The following is a 14,644-nucleotide window of genomic DNA, read 5'->3' on the forward strand; positions in this document are numbered from 1 at the left end:
GAGTTCATCCCCTCCGTCCGGTGAATCGCTCCCCGAGTCCGGGGGAGGCTCCCCCATGGGCACCAGCGAGATGGGCTCACACGCACACACCAACGCCACCGCGGCGAGCAGGACGAGGCGCAGGAAGGGAAGGACCAGACAGTCCACGTCAGGGCTCTGGGGTGTGCGGGGACAGCCGGTGAAACAGACCCGGCCGAAGGCATACGAAATGAGCGGAATTCTCGGGCAATTTCGCCCGGAAATTCAGCTCACTCCACCGAACGCAAGGACCGCACGGGGCGCACCGGGCCGTTGAACCAGCGGCTCAGCTCCACCAGGTCGTCCATCCGCCGCGCGTCCGGCAGGCTGGCCAGGAAGACCTGTCCATACGCCTTGGTGAGGATGCGCCGGTCCAACATCGCGACGATGCCCTTGTCGGACTGGGTGCGAATCAGGCGCCCGAAGCCCTGACGCAGCGCCAGCGCCGCCTGGGGGAGCTGGTACTGCTCGAAGGGCTCCTCGCCCCGCGTCTGGAGCTGCTTGATTCGCGCGGCCACCAGCGGGTCACCCGGAGAGGCGAACGGGAGCCGGTCGATGATGACCAGGCTGAGCGCATCCCCCGGCACGTCCACGCCCTCCCAGAAGCTGTGCGCCGCGAAGAGCACGCTCGGCGTGTCGCGGAACGCCTCCAGCAACTGCGCCTTGGGCCGCTCCCCCTGGAGCAGCGCCTGATACGGCAGCCGTCCCGCCGCCAGCTCGTACGCGCGCACCATGTTGCGCAGCGACGTGAAGAGCACGAAGGCACGGCCCCCCGTCACCTGGCAGAGCTGGACGATTTCCTCCGCGGCCGCCTCGATGAAGCCAGGGGCGCTCGGGTCCGGCAGATGCGTGGGCAGATACAGCGCGGCCTGGCGCGGGTAGTCGAACGGGCTGGGCACCGCCAGCGTGCGCACGCGCGTCACCGTCTGGCCATCCTCGCCATACAGCCCCATGCGCCGGGCGAAGAAGTCGAAGCGGCTCTCCGCCGCCAGCGTGGCGGACGTGTACACCACCGTGTCGAGCGCGCCGTACATCCGCTCGCGCAGCTCCTTCGCGACGTCGATGGGACTGGCGCGCAGGAACAGCCCCTTGCCGCGCTGCTCCGCCCAGTACACGTGGTCCGACGACTCGGCCTTCTCCAGGAAGGAGAGCTGCTCCTCCAGCTCGTCCGCGCGGCGCGTAATCGCGGCCAGCTCCGGCTCACGCTCGCCCGCGCTGAAGGCGGACAACGCGGCCAGGCCCTCGCGCACACCGCCCAGCGCGCTGGACAGCTTGCCCATCGCCTCCGGCTGAATCGAGACGGAGGCCTCGTGGCCCGACAGCCCCAGCGCCCGGGGGGCCTGCGCGAAGAAGGCGTCCGCGCCGGTGCGCAGCCGCGCGGCCAGCGCTCGCAACATCGCGTGCCGCGAGTCGTCTTCCTTCAACGACGCCACCGCGTCGCGCGCCAGCTCTTCCAGCCGGTAGTTGGAGACCCCCACGCCGAAGTGGCCGCTCGCCGCGTCCTCCAGCGCATGCGCCTCGTCGAAGACGACGGCCTCGTAGTACGGCAGCACGCCCTCGGTGCGCTTGCCGGAGCTGCGCAGCGACAGGTCCGCGAAGAAGAGGTGGTGGTTGACCACCAGCAGGTCCGCGCTCTCCGCGCGCTTGCGCATGCGCGTGACGAAACACGACTCGTACAGCGGGCAGCGCGTGCCCACGCACGTCTCGGACGTGGTGGACAGTCGAGACCACGCACTGAACGACTCCGGCAAATCCAGCTCGCTGCGGTCCCCGGTCTGCGTGTCCTCCGCCCACGCCTTGAGCTTGGGCCAGTACCGCGCCTCGTCGCGAGAGCCGAACTGCGGCTCCTTGGCGAAGGCGCCGTAGCGGTGCAGGCAGAGGTAGTTGTTGCGCCCCTTGAGGTACGCGGCCTCGAAGGTGAGCCCCATCTTCTCGCGCAGGAGCGGCAGGTCCTTGAAGAAGATCTGGTCCTGCAGCGTCTTCGTCGCCGTGGACACCACGACGCGGCGGCCCGACAACAGCGCGGGCACCAGGTAGGCGAGCGTCTTGCCCGTGCCCGTGCCCGCCTCCGCCAAGAGGTAGCTGCGCTCCGCGAAGGCCCGCTCCACGGCGCGCGCCATCTGGAGCTGCTCCGGCCGGTGCTCATACGCGGGCAGGGCCACCTGGAGCGCGCCCCCCGGACCGAGCAGGCTGTCGACGGTGAGTGACGGAGAGACGGGAAGCGTCATCGGGAGTGGCGAGCCTCGCGGGAGCGGCCCGACACGATAGCAGCCAGCCGCGCCCCAGGCCCGTTTCCATCCACCATCCATGCCCCACGCCCGCATGGCCGGCCGCCCCGCGGGGGAGTCGCCGCCCGCCGCGTCAGGGCAGGTCGCTGAAGAAGAGCAGCCGCACGCGCTGGATGATGAACGTGAAGAGCACCAGCACCACCAGCGAGAGCGCCGCGATGGCCGCCGCTCGCAGCCGCCGCTTGCCTGGCGACACCTCCGAGGACTCCACCTCCGTGGGCACCACCAGGGTGGCCCGCCGCACCACTTCCTCCCGTGCCCGGTGCGCCACGGCGTCGTCCGGCGCCCGCGCCAGCCGCACCCGGTACAGGCGGCCCGCCGAGGCCAGCTCCCCGCGACCCATGGCCAGGGTCAGCAGCCTGTCGTGCGCCTCCCACTCCTCCCAGTGCTCCGCCAGCGAGCGCCACGCCCCCATCAGGTCGTCCGAGGGCTTGTGCTCCTCCGCCATGAAGTTGGCGTACACCAGCCCGCACTGCGCGCAGGACGTGTCCACCTCCCGCCGCGGCGACACGCACTTGGGACAGTGTCCCGGCGGAGGCGTGAAGAGCGCCTCGTCGTCCAGCGTCACCGGCACCGCCGAGCCCCGCACCACCCGCAGGGCCGGCGTGCTGGCGCGCGCGGGCAGCGGCGGCACCGACGCCGTCGCGTCCTCCACCGAGGACTGCGTCGAGCCGGAGCCCTCGCCCGACAGCGCCGGGGACACCGAGAGCGGCAGCGACGCACGCGCGCGGCTCTCCGCGCCACACCGCTGGCACGACACCACCAGCCCGCCCCCCTCCATCCGGAAGGACTCCAGGGGGATGAGCCGCTCACAGGCTTCACACTGGAACTTCATGACACCACCTGACGCAGCGGCACGGGCATCGCGCAGCCGATGAGGGCCAAGAGGCACAGCGCGCAGATGAGCTTGCGCGTGGGACTGAGGGGCTCCAGCGGCGCCACGACGTCAGGGTGCCCGAAGCCCACCACCTTGCTCGTCACCAGGAGCCACAGGCCCCAGGACGCGGTGACGAAGAGCGTGAGGAACAAGAGCAGCGCGGCCATGGCCCGCCCCACCCAGTGCGCGTGACGGCCCAGCAGGGCGAAGGCCAGGTGCCCGCCGTCCAGCTGTCCCATGGGCATCAGGTTGAGCAGCGTGACGAGCAGGCCGAACCAGCCCGCGATGACCACCGGATGTACCAGCACGTCCTTTCCCTCCGGCAAGGGCCCCAGCGCCAACCACGTCAGCCCCCGCATCAGCAGGCTGTCACCAAACAGGGTCTGCACGCCATGAAACGTCTCTTCCGGAGCGGCGGGCGCGTGCGTCAGCTTCGCCATCACCCAGGTGAACAAGTCCTTGCCGTACGCCCACAGCGACATCTCGCCGGGGAACTGCGAGGGCACGTGGGGCGCGTCCACCACCGTGGAGTGCGCAAGCCCCCAGTAGAGGATGGGCAGCGCCACCACCAGGCCCGCCAGCGGTCCCGCCGCGCCAATATCCACCAGCGCGTTGCGGTGCGGGATTCGGTCCCGGATGCGGATGACGGCGCCCAGCGTGCCCACGCCCAGCACGGGCAACGGGATGAAGTACGGCAGCGACGTGTCCACGCGGTGGATGCGCGCGAGCACGTAGTGGCCCATCTCGTGAGTGCCCAGGATGGCCAGCAGCGACAGGCTGAAGGACAGCGCGCGCATCGCCGCTTCCCGGGAGACCTCGTCCGGCGAGTACGGCCGCTGGAAGTGGAAGTACAGCAGGTACGAGGTGAAGGTCGTCACCACCGTCAGCAGCAGCAGCAGCAGGTGAATCCAGTACCGGGGCGCGGGACGTGCGGCGGGGACGATGTCCATTCGGAAGCCTCGGGGTTTGGGGCTAGCAAGGCGAGATGTGCATTGCAACGCGAGCGCGCTCACCCAACGGGCGTACAGTGTGTCCGGACGGACCTTGACATGGAGTCGACATCTGGTACGTACCCCGGCGCTTGAGGTCCCATTCAAACGGACGAGCGTTCCCTTCACAGGGGTGCTCGACCACCGTCCAAGCAACACTCAACGAGGGGAAAACCATGAAGAAGCTCATCCTGTCCGCCGTTGCCGCGTCCAGCCTCATCGGCTGCACCAGCGTCGAGAGCGCTGTTGTCTCCGGCACCGAAATCGCGGCGAACGGTGAGGCCGTGGCCGTCATCCAGACCAACGCGCTGGGCCTGACCGCCATCTTCCACATCATCGACATCGTCCAGAGCGACCTGGACACCGTGGTGAACAAGCTCCTGATCGCCGAGGCGAAGGCGATGGGCGCGTCCAAGGTCGACCTGAAGTCGGCGTCCACCACCCCCCGTCACGGCATCTACGCCCTGTTCGGCACCATCATCGGCATCACCTCCTCCACGGCCACCGGCGTGGCGGTGAAGTAGTCAGGCCGCCGGCCCTCACGGCGGCACCTTTCGGGAGGCCCCCTGGCGACAGGCGGGCCTCCTTGCTTTTCAGCCCCCCTCCTGCCTCACTTTCTCATTCCATGCGCCTGCGCCTCTTCGTGCCCTGTGTCCTCCTCGCCCTCGCGGGCTGCCCACGAAAGACGGACGACACCGCGGCGCTGGCCGCGCAGGTGAAACAGCGGCTGGCGGAGCGGGACACCAAGCTCGGCGGGTATCACATCGCCGGCACGGTGAAGGACGAGGGCCAGGACGAGGTGCCCTTCTCGTTCGACTACCGCGCGCCCCAGCGCATGCGCGGCACGCTGGGCACGCCCGCCACGCGCATCTTCTCGTGGGACGGCACCCACCTCTTCGAGCAGTTGGACGGCGAGAAGCGCTTCACCACGTTCAAGTCGGAGCTGCCTCCCGCGAAGCTCGCGGGCTTCCTCACGGAGACCTTCGGCGTCTTCACGCCCGAGGGCTTCCGCGCGCCGCTCGTGTCCCACGGCGCCACCCTGCGCCGCGTGAAACATCCCCGCGCGCCAGAAGCCGTGGAGCTGGCGGTGACGCTGGGGGGCGAGGCCCAGGGCCTGGAGCTGGTGTACGTGCTGCGCTGGCCGGGGCTCGACTTCCTGGACAAGCGCTCGCGCGCGCCGGACGGCACGCAGGCGGAGGTCCGCATGGAGGAGGAGCACTGCGACGCGGCCCTGGCACTGTGCGTCCCCCGGCGCCTCACCCGGTGGCTGGGGGGGCGGAAGGTCGGGGAGACGGTGCTCTCGCGTGTGGAGCTGAACAGCCCGCCGCCCAATGACACCTTCACCCTCACGGCACCAGAGGGCTACGATGTGAAGACACGAACACTGGTGGAGGCGACCCCAGAGAACCCGCCCACGGGCGGTTGACCGCCACCTGGGGCGTCCCCACTTTGGCCCGGGAGGCGCGCGATGGTGGAGAACGTCATCTTCGACGTCGATGGAACGCTGGTGGACTCGGTGGACGAGCACGCCGAGGCGTGGCGACGTGCGTTCCTGCACTTCGGCAGGGATGTCCCGTTCGCCCATGTGCGCAGTCAGATTGGCAAGGGAGCCGACCAGCTCATCCCCGTCTTCTTCAACGACGACGAACTGGAGCGCTTCGGCAAGGAGCTGGAGGAGTACCGCTCCGCGCTGTTCCTGCGGGAGTTCCTGCCCAAGGTGAGGCCCCTGCCTCGCGTGAGGGAGCTGTTCCAGCGGCTGCGTCAGCACGGCCGACGCCTGGCCCTGGCCTCCAGCGCGAAGGACGAGGAGCTCCAGTACTACGTGCGGCTGTGCGGCATCGAAGGCCTGTACGAGACCAAGGCGAGCAAGGACGAGGTGGACAAGAGCAAGCCTCACCCGGACATCTTCGAGAGCGCGCTCGCCAGGCTGGGCCGCCCCGCGCCGGACGTCACGGTGGTGGTGGGCGACACGCCCTATGACGCGCTCGCCGCCGGCAAGCTGGGCCTGTCCACCGTGGGCGTGCTGGCCGGAGGCTTCTCTCCGGAGGACCTGCGTTCCGCGGGCTGCCGCATCCTGGTGAAGGACCCCTCGGAGCTGCTGCGGCTGGCCGAGGACTCCTCGGTCGACTGGCCGTGGAACGGACCCGGCGCCACGCCGCCGGCCTCCAAGGACGAAGAGCCTCGCTGAAGCAGCGCGTTCGCGCCCCACCTTGAGCACACCGAGGATGGGGCGCGAGCCGCGCGCGACTACCTGCGCGAGCCGCCCCGGCCGCGTGAGCCGCGCGTTCCGGTGGTGCCGCGACGGGAAACACCTCGGGTGCTCTTGCGAGCCGTGCCACGCTTGGAGCGCGTGCTCGTGGAAGTCTTGCGAGCCGTGGCCCGGCGTCCGGCGACGCGACGCGCGGTGGACTTGCTCCCGGAGCGCGTGGCGCGCACGGGCTTGCGCGTCCTCGAAGCAGCCGCCTTGCGAGCCGACGCGGACCGCTGCGCGGCGGTGCGCTTGCGCGCGGCCTTCTTCGCGGCGGCGCGCACCTTGGGGCGGTGCCGGGCCATCTTGGCCTTGCTGCCGGAGCCACCCTTCATCCCACCGCCGGTGGCCTTGTTCACCGTGGCCCAGGCCCGAGCCGCCGCCGTCTTGTCCGACGTGCCGCGAGCCTCGTAACCCTTCTCGATTTTCTCGGCCATCCGCTTCTGTTTCGCCGTGTACTTCGCCTTGCTTCCTCGTGCCATGCATCGCCCTCCAGGCCTTGCGCTTCACCGGCGCGGAGCCGGCCGCGCCTGAAAGGTGTGCAGCCACCCTGGCACATGGAAGGGGCGCGACGGCCACCTCTGTCCCTCCGCAACTTCTTCCGACGCACCGGGTTTCAGCAAAGCGAGGCCGGACACCGCCGCACTTCGAACCTGGAGCCATCCCCATGAAACGAGTCACCGCTCACCGTCGCATCCTCGCCGCCGCGCTGTGTTTCACCCTGCCCTTCGGGCTCACCGCCTGCGGCGATGACGTACCAGACGAGACCACGCGGTACGTGGGCGAGGCCGCGTCGTATCTCACCGCGGCCGAGGAAGACGGCGCGCTGGGCGCGGACGCGGTGGCGGACACGGACGCGACGCAGCAGGGGGCCATGGCCGATGAGGACGTGAGTGGCCTGGAGACGGAGCCCACCGACGACGGGCAGGCGTGCGACTTCAGCGAGCACCGGCGGACGGTGCTGGCGAAGTACGACGACGACGGGGATGGCGCGCTGAACGCGCGGGAACTGCGCGAGCTGAAGGCGGACGTGGGTGAGCGGCGCGACACCTTGCGCCCCCGGCTGACGCAGCTGGGCCGACGCGCGCGGCACTGGGCCTTCTGGCGCGTGCGCTGGGCCTTCGACGAGAACGGCGACGGCGCGCTGTCCGCCGAGGAGCGCACCGCGCTGGTGGACGCCATGGAGGCGCGCTGCCAGCGCCTGCGCACCGAGCGCCTGGAGCAGCACGACACCAATGGGGACGGGACGCTGGACGAGGCGGAGCGGCAGGCGGCACGGGAGGCTCGGCGCGCCCGCTGGGAGGCCCGGCGCCAGGAGCGGCTGGGCACGTACGACGCGAATGACAACGGTGTGCTCGATGCGGGTGAGCGTGTCGCGCTGAGGCAGGACCGGGTGGAGGCCGCCCAGGAGCGCCGGGCGACACTGCTGGCCACGTACGACACCAACGGTGACGGCCGCCTGAGCACGGAGGAGGCCCTCCCGCTGCGTCAGGACATCCAGCGCCGCATCATTGAAGGACGCGACGCGGAGGGCTGAACCTCTGCACGAGACAACCCAATTCCGAGGCAGGAGCGCCCTGACCCGCGACTTTTCTGGGAGTCTTGGACCTCCGCCGTCCCGCCCGCGTTGAGGAGCCGAGCAGCGGGCGACTCGGCTCCCCCACTCTTCTACGGTGGGGGCTGAAGCGGCTTCACGAGCCCGGCCCGCGCCAGCAGCTCCCGCACGCGCCTCGACAGCGCCACGTGCTCCGGGTTGGCCACCGTGAAGCGTTCCGGCGTCAGAACGATGAGCGTACCCTTGTCCTCGACCGGCTCAGTGCGCACGGGAGCGGGAAGCGGGGGCACCGTGCCCCAATGACGGGCGAGGTACGTCACCCAGCCCACCCAAATGTCGGCTTTGCCTTCTTCATCGTCCATATCCCGGTGCGCACGAGACATGACCACCGCCCAGTCAGGATCCCAGGCCACCGCCATGCCGCGCACCACTTCGGTCAGCACGGATGCCGCGAGGATTCGCTCCGCGTTCTTCCCCGGGTAGGGAAGTGACAGCAAGCATGCATTGTCGGTGCTGCATCCGACGTAGCCCCCGCACTGCATTCTCACTGAGACAAAGTTTGAGCCGGCGCCGTCGTTGTATGCCGAGACGGTCCAACCCAACTCTTCAATGGGGGGCCCGCCGGAATCTCGGTTGACGCCGCGCCGGAACGCCTCCGTCAAGGTGGGGAGGTCAGGGGGCATGAGGGGGATTTTCCGTCCCTTTCGCGGCTTGGGAAGCTTGTTCCAGTGCGCCAGCAGGGGGTCACACGCGGCCAGCATGTTGAGGAAGGTCGCTGCTCGTCGGGCGCACTCCTCTGGGGATTCCCGTCTCGGCCCCCAGTGGGCACCCGCGTAGTAGGTCTCAGGGTGGGCCCTGGGCGCGGATTGAACGGTCATGATTCGCTCTTCTGAGGGTACCAGGGGGCGTGCCAGGGTGTGGATGGCGGTGATCTCCTTGTCGCCACCGAACTTCACGCCACCGCTGTTCCTGCCCACGCCACCCACCCAGGAGGCGTCATCGTAGGAGTGTCCTGAAATCTGTTCCTGGTACGCCCGAGCACGAGGGGACACGCCCTTGCTCGCGTGGGGCCATACAGGGGCAAAGGCCGTGGGGTGAAAGGCCCGCGACCGCTGAGGATTGCGAGCCCTTTCAAGTGGACGCGGAGGGCTGAACCCCTCGCTTCCCAGCTCGCCCCCCGCGTCCCCGGGGATGTCGCATGACCGCTGTCTTTCGGTCCTCTTCCCCCGGAGACCGCTGGCCCCTTCGGCTCCGCGTGCACACCTTTTCCCGCACGCAGCAAGGAGGAGGTCCCCCTGGAACCCGCGCTCATCGAGCCTCCACGCCGGCTGGCCCCGGACGACGGGCCGGTGGCCCTGGTGGTCAACACGCAGTCCCGCTCGGGCAGGGAGGCCTATTCGCTCGCCCGGGATGCCCTCGCCTCGCGGGGCGTCATCCTGACGGAGAGCCACGCGCTGTCGAAAAGCGGACGGCTGCGCCGAGTGCTGGAGCAGATGCTGGCGCGTGGCACTCGCCGCATCCTCGTCGGGGGCGGAGACGGAACGCTGAGCGGCGCGGTGGCACATCTGCTGGGGCGCGACGTGACGCTGGGCGTGCTGCCGCTGGGCACCGGCAACGACTTCGCTCGCTCCCTGGGCATCCCTCCCGACGTGGAGTCCGCGTGTGACGTCATCGCGAAGGGCTATGCGGCGCGCGTGGACGTGGGGCTCGCCAACGGACGACCCTTCCTCAACGCGGCGAGCCTGGGCCTGGCCGCCGCGATTGCCCGGCGACTGACGAAGCGCCTGAAGCAGCGCGCGGGTAGGCTGGCCTATCCGGTGGCCGCCGCCGCCGAGGTGAAGGACCTGCGGCCCTTCCGCATCCGCATCAAGGCGGATGAACAGGAGCTGGAGCTGGATGTGCTCCAGCTCGTGGTGGGCAACGGGCGCTACCACGGCGCGGGCAACATGGTGGCGCCCGATGCGCGCCTGGATGACCGACGGCTGCATGTCTACGCCGTCGCCGCGCCCTCCTCGACCTCCGGCAGGGACGGCACGGGCCTGGGCCAGCTCCAGGACCTGGCCACGCTCGCGCGCGTAGCGCTGTCGGTGCGCTCCGGGGAGCACGGGGAGAACCCCGCCGTCACCTCGCTGCTCGCCGTGCGGCTGTATGTGGAGGCCACGCCTCCGCAGGAGGTGAACGCGGACGGAGAGCTCGTCGGCATGACGCCCATGCGCTTCGAGGTGGCCCCCGCGGCCCTGCGCGTCTACGCGCCCGCGCCCTCCTGAATTCCGAAATGACCCAGGCTGTCCTAGGCTGGCGTCCTCCCGAGGACGAGCCATGCGCCTGCGGTCCCAACGTCCCATCTTCTTCGCCGCCCTCCTCGCCATCGGCGCGGTGCTGTTGCTCTGGTTCCGCGTGCCGAGGCCCGGCACGCCCTCCGACCCGACGCCCTCCGCGCCTCGCGAGACGCAAGCCTCCTCCAGCGGCGGTGGCGTCACCGCCCGCGCCGAGTCCGCACCCGCCGCGGTTCGCGACGAGCCCGCGGCCCCCGACGAAGGCGCCTTCGTGGTGCGCGTGGTGGGCGCGTCCGGTCCGGTGGCGGGCGCGAACGTGCGGGCCTGGCGCAAGCAGTCGAAGGACCTCGTCGATGCGGCGGCGTCCTCCTGGCGGCTCGCGGCCGAGGGCACCACGGGCGAGGACGGCACGCTGCGCCTGCCCACCCGGCCGGGCGACTACCTGCTGTCCGCGCACGCCGAGGGCCATGCTCCCGCGCGGCGCGAGGCGACGCGTCCCGCGGGTGAAGCGGAGACATCCGTCGAGCTGACGCTGAGCGCGGGCGTGACACTCCAGGGTCGCACGGTGGCGGAGAACGGCGGTGAGCCGGTGCCGCTGGCGGAGGTGACGTTGCATCCGTACCCGGGGGCCGCCATCGCCTGGGCGGAGCCCGCGGCGATTGCCGAGGAAGCCGTGACGGCGACGAGTGACGAGCGCGGCCAGTTCCAGTTCACCGGACTGGCTCCAGGCCGCTATGGCCTCACGGCCGAGGCGCCGGGCTTCAGCCGCCGCACGCTGCGCTTCCTCCATGTGCCCCAGCAGGGAGAGCTGGTGGTGGGGTTGTGGGGCGCGGGCACGCTGGAGGGCTTCGTGGTGGACGGGAAGGGCCAGCCCGTCACCGGCGCGCAGGTGACGGCCTCGGGAGGAAGAGCGCCCGTGAGCACCACTTCGAGCGAAGGCGGCGGCTTCGCGCTCGAGGTCGGCGGTGGCGACTGGGTGCTGTCCGCGCGACATGGCGACGCGGTGGGCCGCGTGCCCGGCACGCTGTTCGTGGCGCCGGGCGAGACGCTGCGCGGCCTCACCGTGGCGCTGGGCTCGACGAGCGGACTGACCGGGCAGGTGAGGTCGACCGGCGATGAGGCTCCGGTGCGTGGCGCGGTGCTGGTGGTCAGCCCCACGGGAGCCGACGGTGAGCTGGCGCGCACCACATCCGGAGGCGAGGGCATCTACCGGCTGGGCCTGCCTCCTGGTGAGTACGACGTGCAGGTTCACGCTCCGGGCTTCGCCAGCGCCACGCATGACGGCGTGGTGGTGTCCGAGGGTGCCCACGCGACGCTCGACGTGAAGCTGGAGCCGGCCACCGCCGAGGTCGAGGGCGTGGTGGTCAACCCCCAGGGTCAGCCGGTGGCGGGCGCGGAGGTGCGAGCCCAGCCGTCGCGCAACGGCGGGGGCGCGGCGGCCACCACTCGCACGGACTCACAGGGTGCGTACACGCTGAGCGGGCTGGTGCCCGGCCGGACGTCGGTGCGCGCGCGGCGCGATGGCTCGCAGGGCTGGACCAGCCGCGTGGAGACCTTGAAGGCCGGCACGCGCACGCGCGTGGACCTGACGCTGACCGAGTCCGGCATGGTCCAGGGAGTGGTGACGCAGTCCTCGGGCAAGCCCCTGTCCGAGCCCGCGGTGGTGCGCGCGGTGCCACGCGGCGCGCCCGGCGGCACCTCCGACCTGGCGTGGGCGGAGACGGACGCGGCGGGGCTGTACGAGTTGGAGCTGCCGGCGGGCGTGTACCAGCTCACCGCCGTGCTGCCCCGCGCACGCTTCATCTACTTCCAGGATGACGACCCCAGCGTGACGGTGCAGGCGGGGAGCGCCGTGCAGCAGGACCTGGTGCTGGTGGAGGAGCGCGGCATCTCCGGCACGGTGCGCGAGCCCTCTGGAGCGCCCAGCCCCTTCGCCGTCGTGGCCGCGGTGCAGGGGGGAGACATGCCCTTCACCATGCGCGTGCAGGCGGACGAGAACGGAACGTTCGCCATTCCCACGCGGCCGGCGGGTGCGCCGCCGCTGCAGGAGCTGGCGGCCCACAACGGGGGGCGCGTGGTGAGGGTGCCCTCGGTGCGCGAGGGCCAGGGGTTGATGGACCTGCGCCTGAAGCCCGCGGCCCACCTGCGCGGCCGGGTGGTGGCGCGCGGTGGAGCGGTGCCCGCGGGCTTCACGTTGAGGCTGACGGAGGACAACGGCGAGGAGCTTCCATGGGAGCCCCTGGCGCCGTCCACGCGGCGCTTCAGCGGAGACACCTTCGAGATGAGGGATGCGCCCGGGCAGGTGGTGAAGGTGCATGTCCAGACGCAGGACGGGCGCACCGGTTCGGCGAGGGTGGCACTGGAGCCGGGCGGCAGCGCGAACGTGGAGGTGTCCCTCTCGACGGGAGGCGCGGCCTCCATCATCGGGCGCGCGGTGTGGAGTCGGGGTGGTGGTCCGGCCGCGGGTGTGGCGGTGTTCCTGGACCGCGCGGTGACGGCCAGGCCCGACACCGTCACCGGAGTCGACGGCCGCTTCCATCTGGACGAGGTCCGACCCGGTCCGCACACCGTGAGGCTGATGCCGCCCGAGGGCCGCGTGGAGACGCACTCCGTGAAAGTGACGGAGGCGGAGACCTCGGACCTGGGCGACGTGACGGTGTCCCCGCGCCGCGCGACGCCAGGCACTGTGGGCGCGGGGTTCAGCGAGGAGCGCGGTCAGGTGGCCGTGGCGTGGCTGACGCCGGATGGGCCCGCCGCGCGCGCGGGTGTGGCGGTGGGTGACCGGTTGCTCGCGGTGGACGGGCTCGTCGTGCGCGACAGGTCGGAAGCGGAGGCACGCACCCGAGGCGCTCCCGGTTCACCCGTGCGCCTCCAGGTACGGCGCGAAGGCGGAGAGCGCGAGCTGCAGGCCACTCGCGCGGAGTGAGGAGGGCCGCACCTCCTCGCACTCGGCCGGCACCTGCGCGGTGCGTTCACCGGCACCACCGCGCGGTGGCACTCCATCCGCGCGGAGTGACGCGGGCAGCACCTTCTCGCCACGCGCGACGGTTCCTGCACGGTGCCGCGCACCACCAGCATCGCGCGGTGGCACTCCATCCGCGCGGAGTGAGGCGGGCTGCACATTCGGTCGCACGCGCGACAGCACTTGCGCGGTGCGGTTCACCAGCGGAATCACGCGGGGGGCTCCCCTCCGCGCGATGTGATGCCAGCTACACCTTCTCCAGCACGCGCGACAGCACCTGCGCGGTGAAGTTCACCAGCGGAATCACGCGGCGGTAGTCCATCCGCGTGGGGCCGATGACGCCCACCGTGCCGAGCACCTGCTCCTGGTTGCCGTAGGGGCTGGCGATGACGGACACATCGCCCGCGGCGGAGAAGTCGCTCTCCGCGCCGATGAAGATCTGCATCTCGTTGGCGCGCTGCACCTGGTCCAGCAGCGACAGCAGGCGGTGCTTCTCGTCCAGCGTCTTGAAGAGCGCGCGCATGCGCTCCACGTCCGCGAACTCCGGCTGCTCCAGGAACGAGTTGGTGCCCTGGATGAGCACGCGCTCCGTCGTCGGCAGGTCCGTGGCGGCCGCGCCCAGCTTGAGCGCCTTGGCCGTCATCGCGTTGTAGAGCGCCTGCTCCTGGTCCATCTCCGAGCGGATGCGCTCACGCGCCTCCTCCAGCGGAACCTCGTGCAGGAGCTCCGACAGGTAGTTGCTCGCCCGCATCAGCTCGTCCGAGGTGATGGGGAAGTCGACAGTGATGGCCTTGTTGTGCACCTGCCCGCTCTGCCCCACCAGGATGGCGAGCACCCGGTCCTCGCGCAGACGGACGAACTCGATGCGACGGAACACCGCGGACTCGGGCCGAGGCGTCACGACGACGCCCGCGTGCCGCGTCAGCGAATGCAGGAGGCGACTGGCATCCCCCAACACCTCTTCCAGATTCGCGTCGTGGAAGAGGCCCGCGTGGATGAGTTCCCTGTCTCGCGGCGTGGGGTCCTTCAGCTTGACCAGCGTGTCCACGTAGAAGCGATAACCCGCGTCAGTGGGCACCCGGCCTGCGGAGGTGTGCGGCTTCTCCAGGAACCCCAGCTCCTCCAGGTCCGCCAGCACGTTGCGCATCGTGGCCGAGGAGACCTCGAACCCAGGCCGGCGAGCGAGCTGCTGGCTCCCTACCGGCCCGCCCGTGGAGATGTACTCCTGCACCACGGCCCGGAGGACTTCCTTCTCGCGTTCACCCAGCTCTTCGGACATCCAGGGGCTCTCACTCTGAAGCATGCGGCCAGCCACCGCGCCGCGAGCGCTCCACGAGACCCAAGTGTAAGAAAGCCTGTCCGTGGGTTCAATCCACGTCGGAAGGAGACATGCGGCCGAAGGGTGGTCCCCGCCCTCGCACCACCCACCAG

12 protein-coding genes are annotated in these 14,644 nt (G+C 70.7%); 6 read left to right on the forward strand and 6 right to left on the reverse strand.

Annotated elements, in window-relative coordinates; translation table 11 throughout:
- Nucleotides 1–248 precede the first annotated feature (248 nt).
- From HR086_RS35820 to HR086_RS35830, 3 genes are all read right to left on the reverse strand, one after another.
- Nucleotides 249–2,246 carry an ATP-dependent DNA helicase gene (locus HR086_RS35820; RefSeq protein ID WP_174467865.1) on the reverse strand — a complete coding sequence of 666 codons (1,998 nt, stop codon included), beginning with the start codon at nt 2,244–2,246 and terminating at the stop codon, nt 249–251.
- A 133-nt stretch (nt 2,247–2,379) separates the two neighbouring features.
- On the reverse strand, nt 2,380–3,141 hold the full coding sequence (locus HR086_RS35825) for a hypothetical protein (RefSeq protein WP_141646282.1): 762 nt from the start codon (nt 3,139–3,141) through the stop codon (nt 2,380–2,382).
- On the reverse strand, nt 3,138–4,133 hold the full coding sequence (locus HR086_RS35830) for a site-2 protease family protein (RefSeq protein ID WP_141646283.1): 996 nt from the start codon (nt 4,131–4,133) through the stop codon (nt 3,138–3,140). The genes HR086_RS35825 and HR086_RS35830 overlap by 4 nt, the downstream gene beginning before the upstream one ends.
- A gap of 215 nt (nt 4,134–4,348) precedes the next feature.
- Here HR086_RS35830 and HR086_RS35835 point away from each other — a divergent pair, with 215 nt between their 5' ends.
- The 3 genes from HR086_RS35835 (at nt 4,349) to HR086_RS35845 (ending at nt 6,360) form a co-directional block, all read left to right on the forward strand.
- The gene (locus tag HR086_RS35835; RefSeq protein ID WP_141646284.1) at nt 4,349–4,696 is read left to right on the forward strand and encodes a hypothetical protein; all 348 of its coding nucleotides are present in this window, start codon (nt 4,349–4,351) and stop codon (nt 4,694–4,696) included.
- 101 nt (nt 4,697–4,797) lie between these two features.
- On the forward strand, nt 4,798–5,598 hold the full coding sequence (locus HR086_RS35840) for a hypothetical protein (RefSeq protein WP_141646285.1): 801 nt from the start codon (nt 4,798–4,800) through the stop codon (nt 5,596–5,598).
- Between the two features lie 42 nt (nt 5,599–5,640).
- Nucleotides 5,641–6,360 carry an HAD family hydrolase gene (locus HR086_RS35845; protein WP_174467866.1) on the forward strand — a complete coding sequence of 240 codons (720 nt, stop codon included), beginning with the start codon at nt 5,641–5,643 and terminating at the stop codon, nt 6,358–6,360.
- Nucleotides 6,361–6,419: 59 nt separating this feature from the next.
- Here the strand turns inward: HR086_RS35845 and HR086_RS35850 are convergent, their stop codons facing one another.
- The gene (locus HR086_RS35850; RefSeq protein WP_174467867.1) at nt 6,420–6,902 is read right to left on the reverse strand and encodes a transcriptional regulator; all 483 of its coding nucleotides are present in this window, start codon (nt 6,900–6,902) and stop codon (nt 6,420–6,422) included.
- A 185-nt stretch (nt 6,903–7,087) separates the two neighbouring features.
- Between HR086_RS35850 and HR086_RS35855 the strand changes: the two genes are divergently transcribed.
- Complete coding sequence (locus HR086_RS35855) at nt 7,088–7,957, forward strand: calcium-binding protein (RefSeq protein WP_174467868.1); 870 nt, start codon at nt 7,088–7,090, stop codon at nt 7,955–7,957.
- 131 nt (nt 7,958–8,088) lie between these two features.
- Here the strand turns inward: HR086_RS35855 and HR086_RS35860 are convergent, their stop codons facing one another.
- Entirely contained in the window at nt 8,089–8,931 is an 843-nt protein-coding gene (locus HR086_RS35860; protein ID WP_373564397.1) for an immunity 52 family protein, read from the reverse strand.
- 393 nt (nt 8,932–9,324) lie between these two features.
- Here HR086_RS35860 and HR086_RS35865 point away from each other — a divergent pair, with 393 nt between their 5' ends.
- Nucleotides 9,325–10,242, forward strand: a complete 918-nt coding sequence (locus HR086_RS35865) for a lipid kinase (RefSeq protein WP_373564398.1) — start codon at nt 9,325–9,327, stop codon at nt 10,240–10,242.
- 52 nt (nt 10,243–10,294) lie between these two features.
- Complete coding sequence (locus HR086_RS35870; protein WP_174467869.1) at nt 10,295–13,177, forward strand: carboxypeptidase regulatory-like domain-containing protein; 2,883 nt, start codon at nt 10,295–10,297, stop codon at nt 13,175–13,177.
- Between the two features lie 283 nt (nt 13,178–13,460).
- Here the strand turns inward: HR086_RS35870 and hrcA are convergent, their stop codons facing one another.
- Nucleotides 13,461–14,492: a heat-inducible transcriptional repressor HrcA gene (gene hrcA / locus HR086_RS35875; RefSeq protein ID WP_141646294.1), complete on the reverse strand. Its 1,032-nt coding sequence runs from the start codon at nt 14,490–14,492 to the stop codon at nt 13,461–13,463.
- Nucleotides 14,493–14,644: the final 152 nt, after the last annotated feature.

Origin of the sequence: Myxococcus sp. CA039A (genome assembly GCF_013336645.1) — a bacterium.
In the GTDB taxonomy this organism is placed as follows: Bacteria; Myxococcota; Myxococcia; order Myxococcales; family Myxococcaceae; genus Myxococcus; species Myxococcus llanfairpwllgwyngyllgogerychwyrndrobwllllantysiliogogogochensis.

Coding starts and splice junctions, on each gene's coding strand:
- HR086_RS35820 (WP_174467865.1), bottom strand. CDS start 2,246: ATGACGCTTCCCGTCTCTCCGTCACTCACCGTCGACAGCCTGCTCGGT.
- HR086_RS35825 (WP_141646282.1), bottom strand. CDS start 3,141: ATGAAGTTCCAGTGTGAAGCCTGTGAGCGGCTCATCCCCCTGGAGTCC.
- HR086_RS35830 (WP_141646283.1), bottom strand. CDS start 4,133: ATGGACATCGTCCCCGCCGCACGTCCCGCGCCCCGGTACTGGATTCAC.
- HR086_RS35835 (WP_141646284.1), top strand. CDS start 4,349: ATGAAGAAGCTCATCCTGTCCGCCGTTGCCGCGTCCAGCCTCATCGGC.
- HR086_RS35840 (WP_141646285.1), top strand. CDS start 4,798: ATGCGCCTGCGCCTCTTCGTGCCCTGTGTCCTCCTCGCCCTCGCGGGC.
- HR086_RS35845 (WP_174467866.1), top strand. CDS start 5,641: ATGGTGGAGAACGTCATCTTCGACGTCGATGGAACGCTGGTGGACTCG.
- HR086_RS35850 (WP_174467867.1), bottom strand. CDS start 6,902: ATGGCACGAGGAAGCAAGGCGAAGTACACGGCGAAACAGAAGCGGATG.
- HR086_RS35855 (WP_174467868.1), top strand. CDS start 7,088: ATGAAACGAGTCACCGCTCACCGTCGCATCCTCGCCGCCGCGCTGTGT.
- HR086_RS35870 (WP_174467869.1), top strand. CDS start 10,295: ATGCGCCTGCGGTCCCAACGTCCCATCTTCTTCGCCGCCCTCCTCGCC.
- hrcA (WP_141646294.1), bottom strand. CDS start 14,492: ATGTCCGAAGAGCTGGGTGAACGCGAGAAGGAAGTCCTCCGGGCCGTG.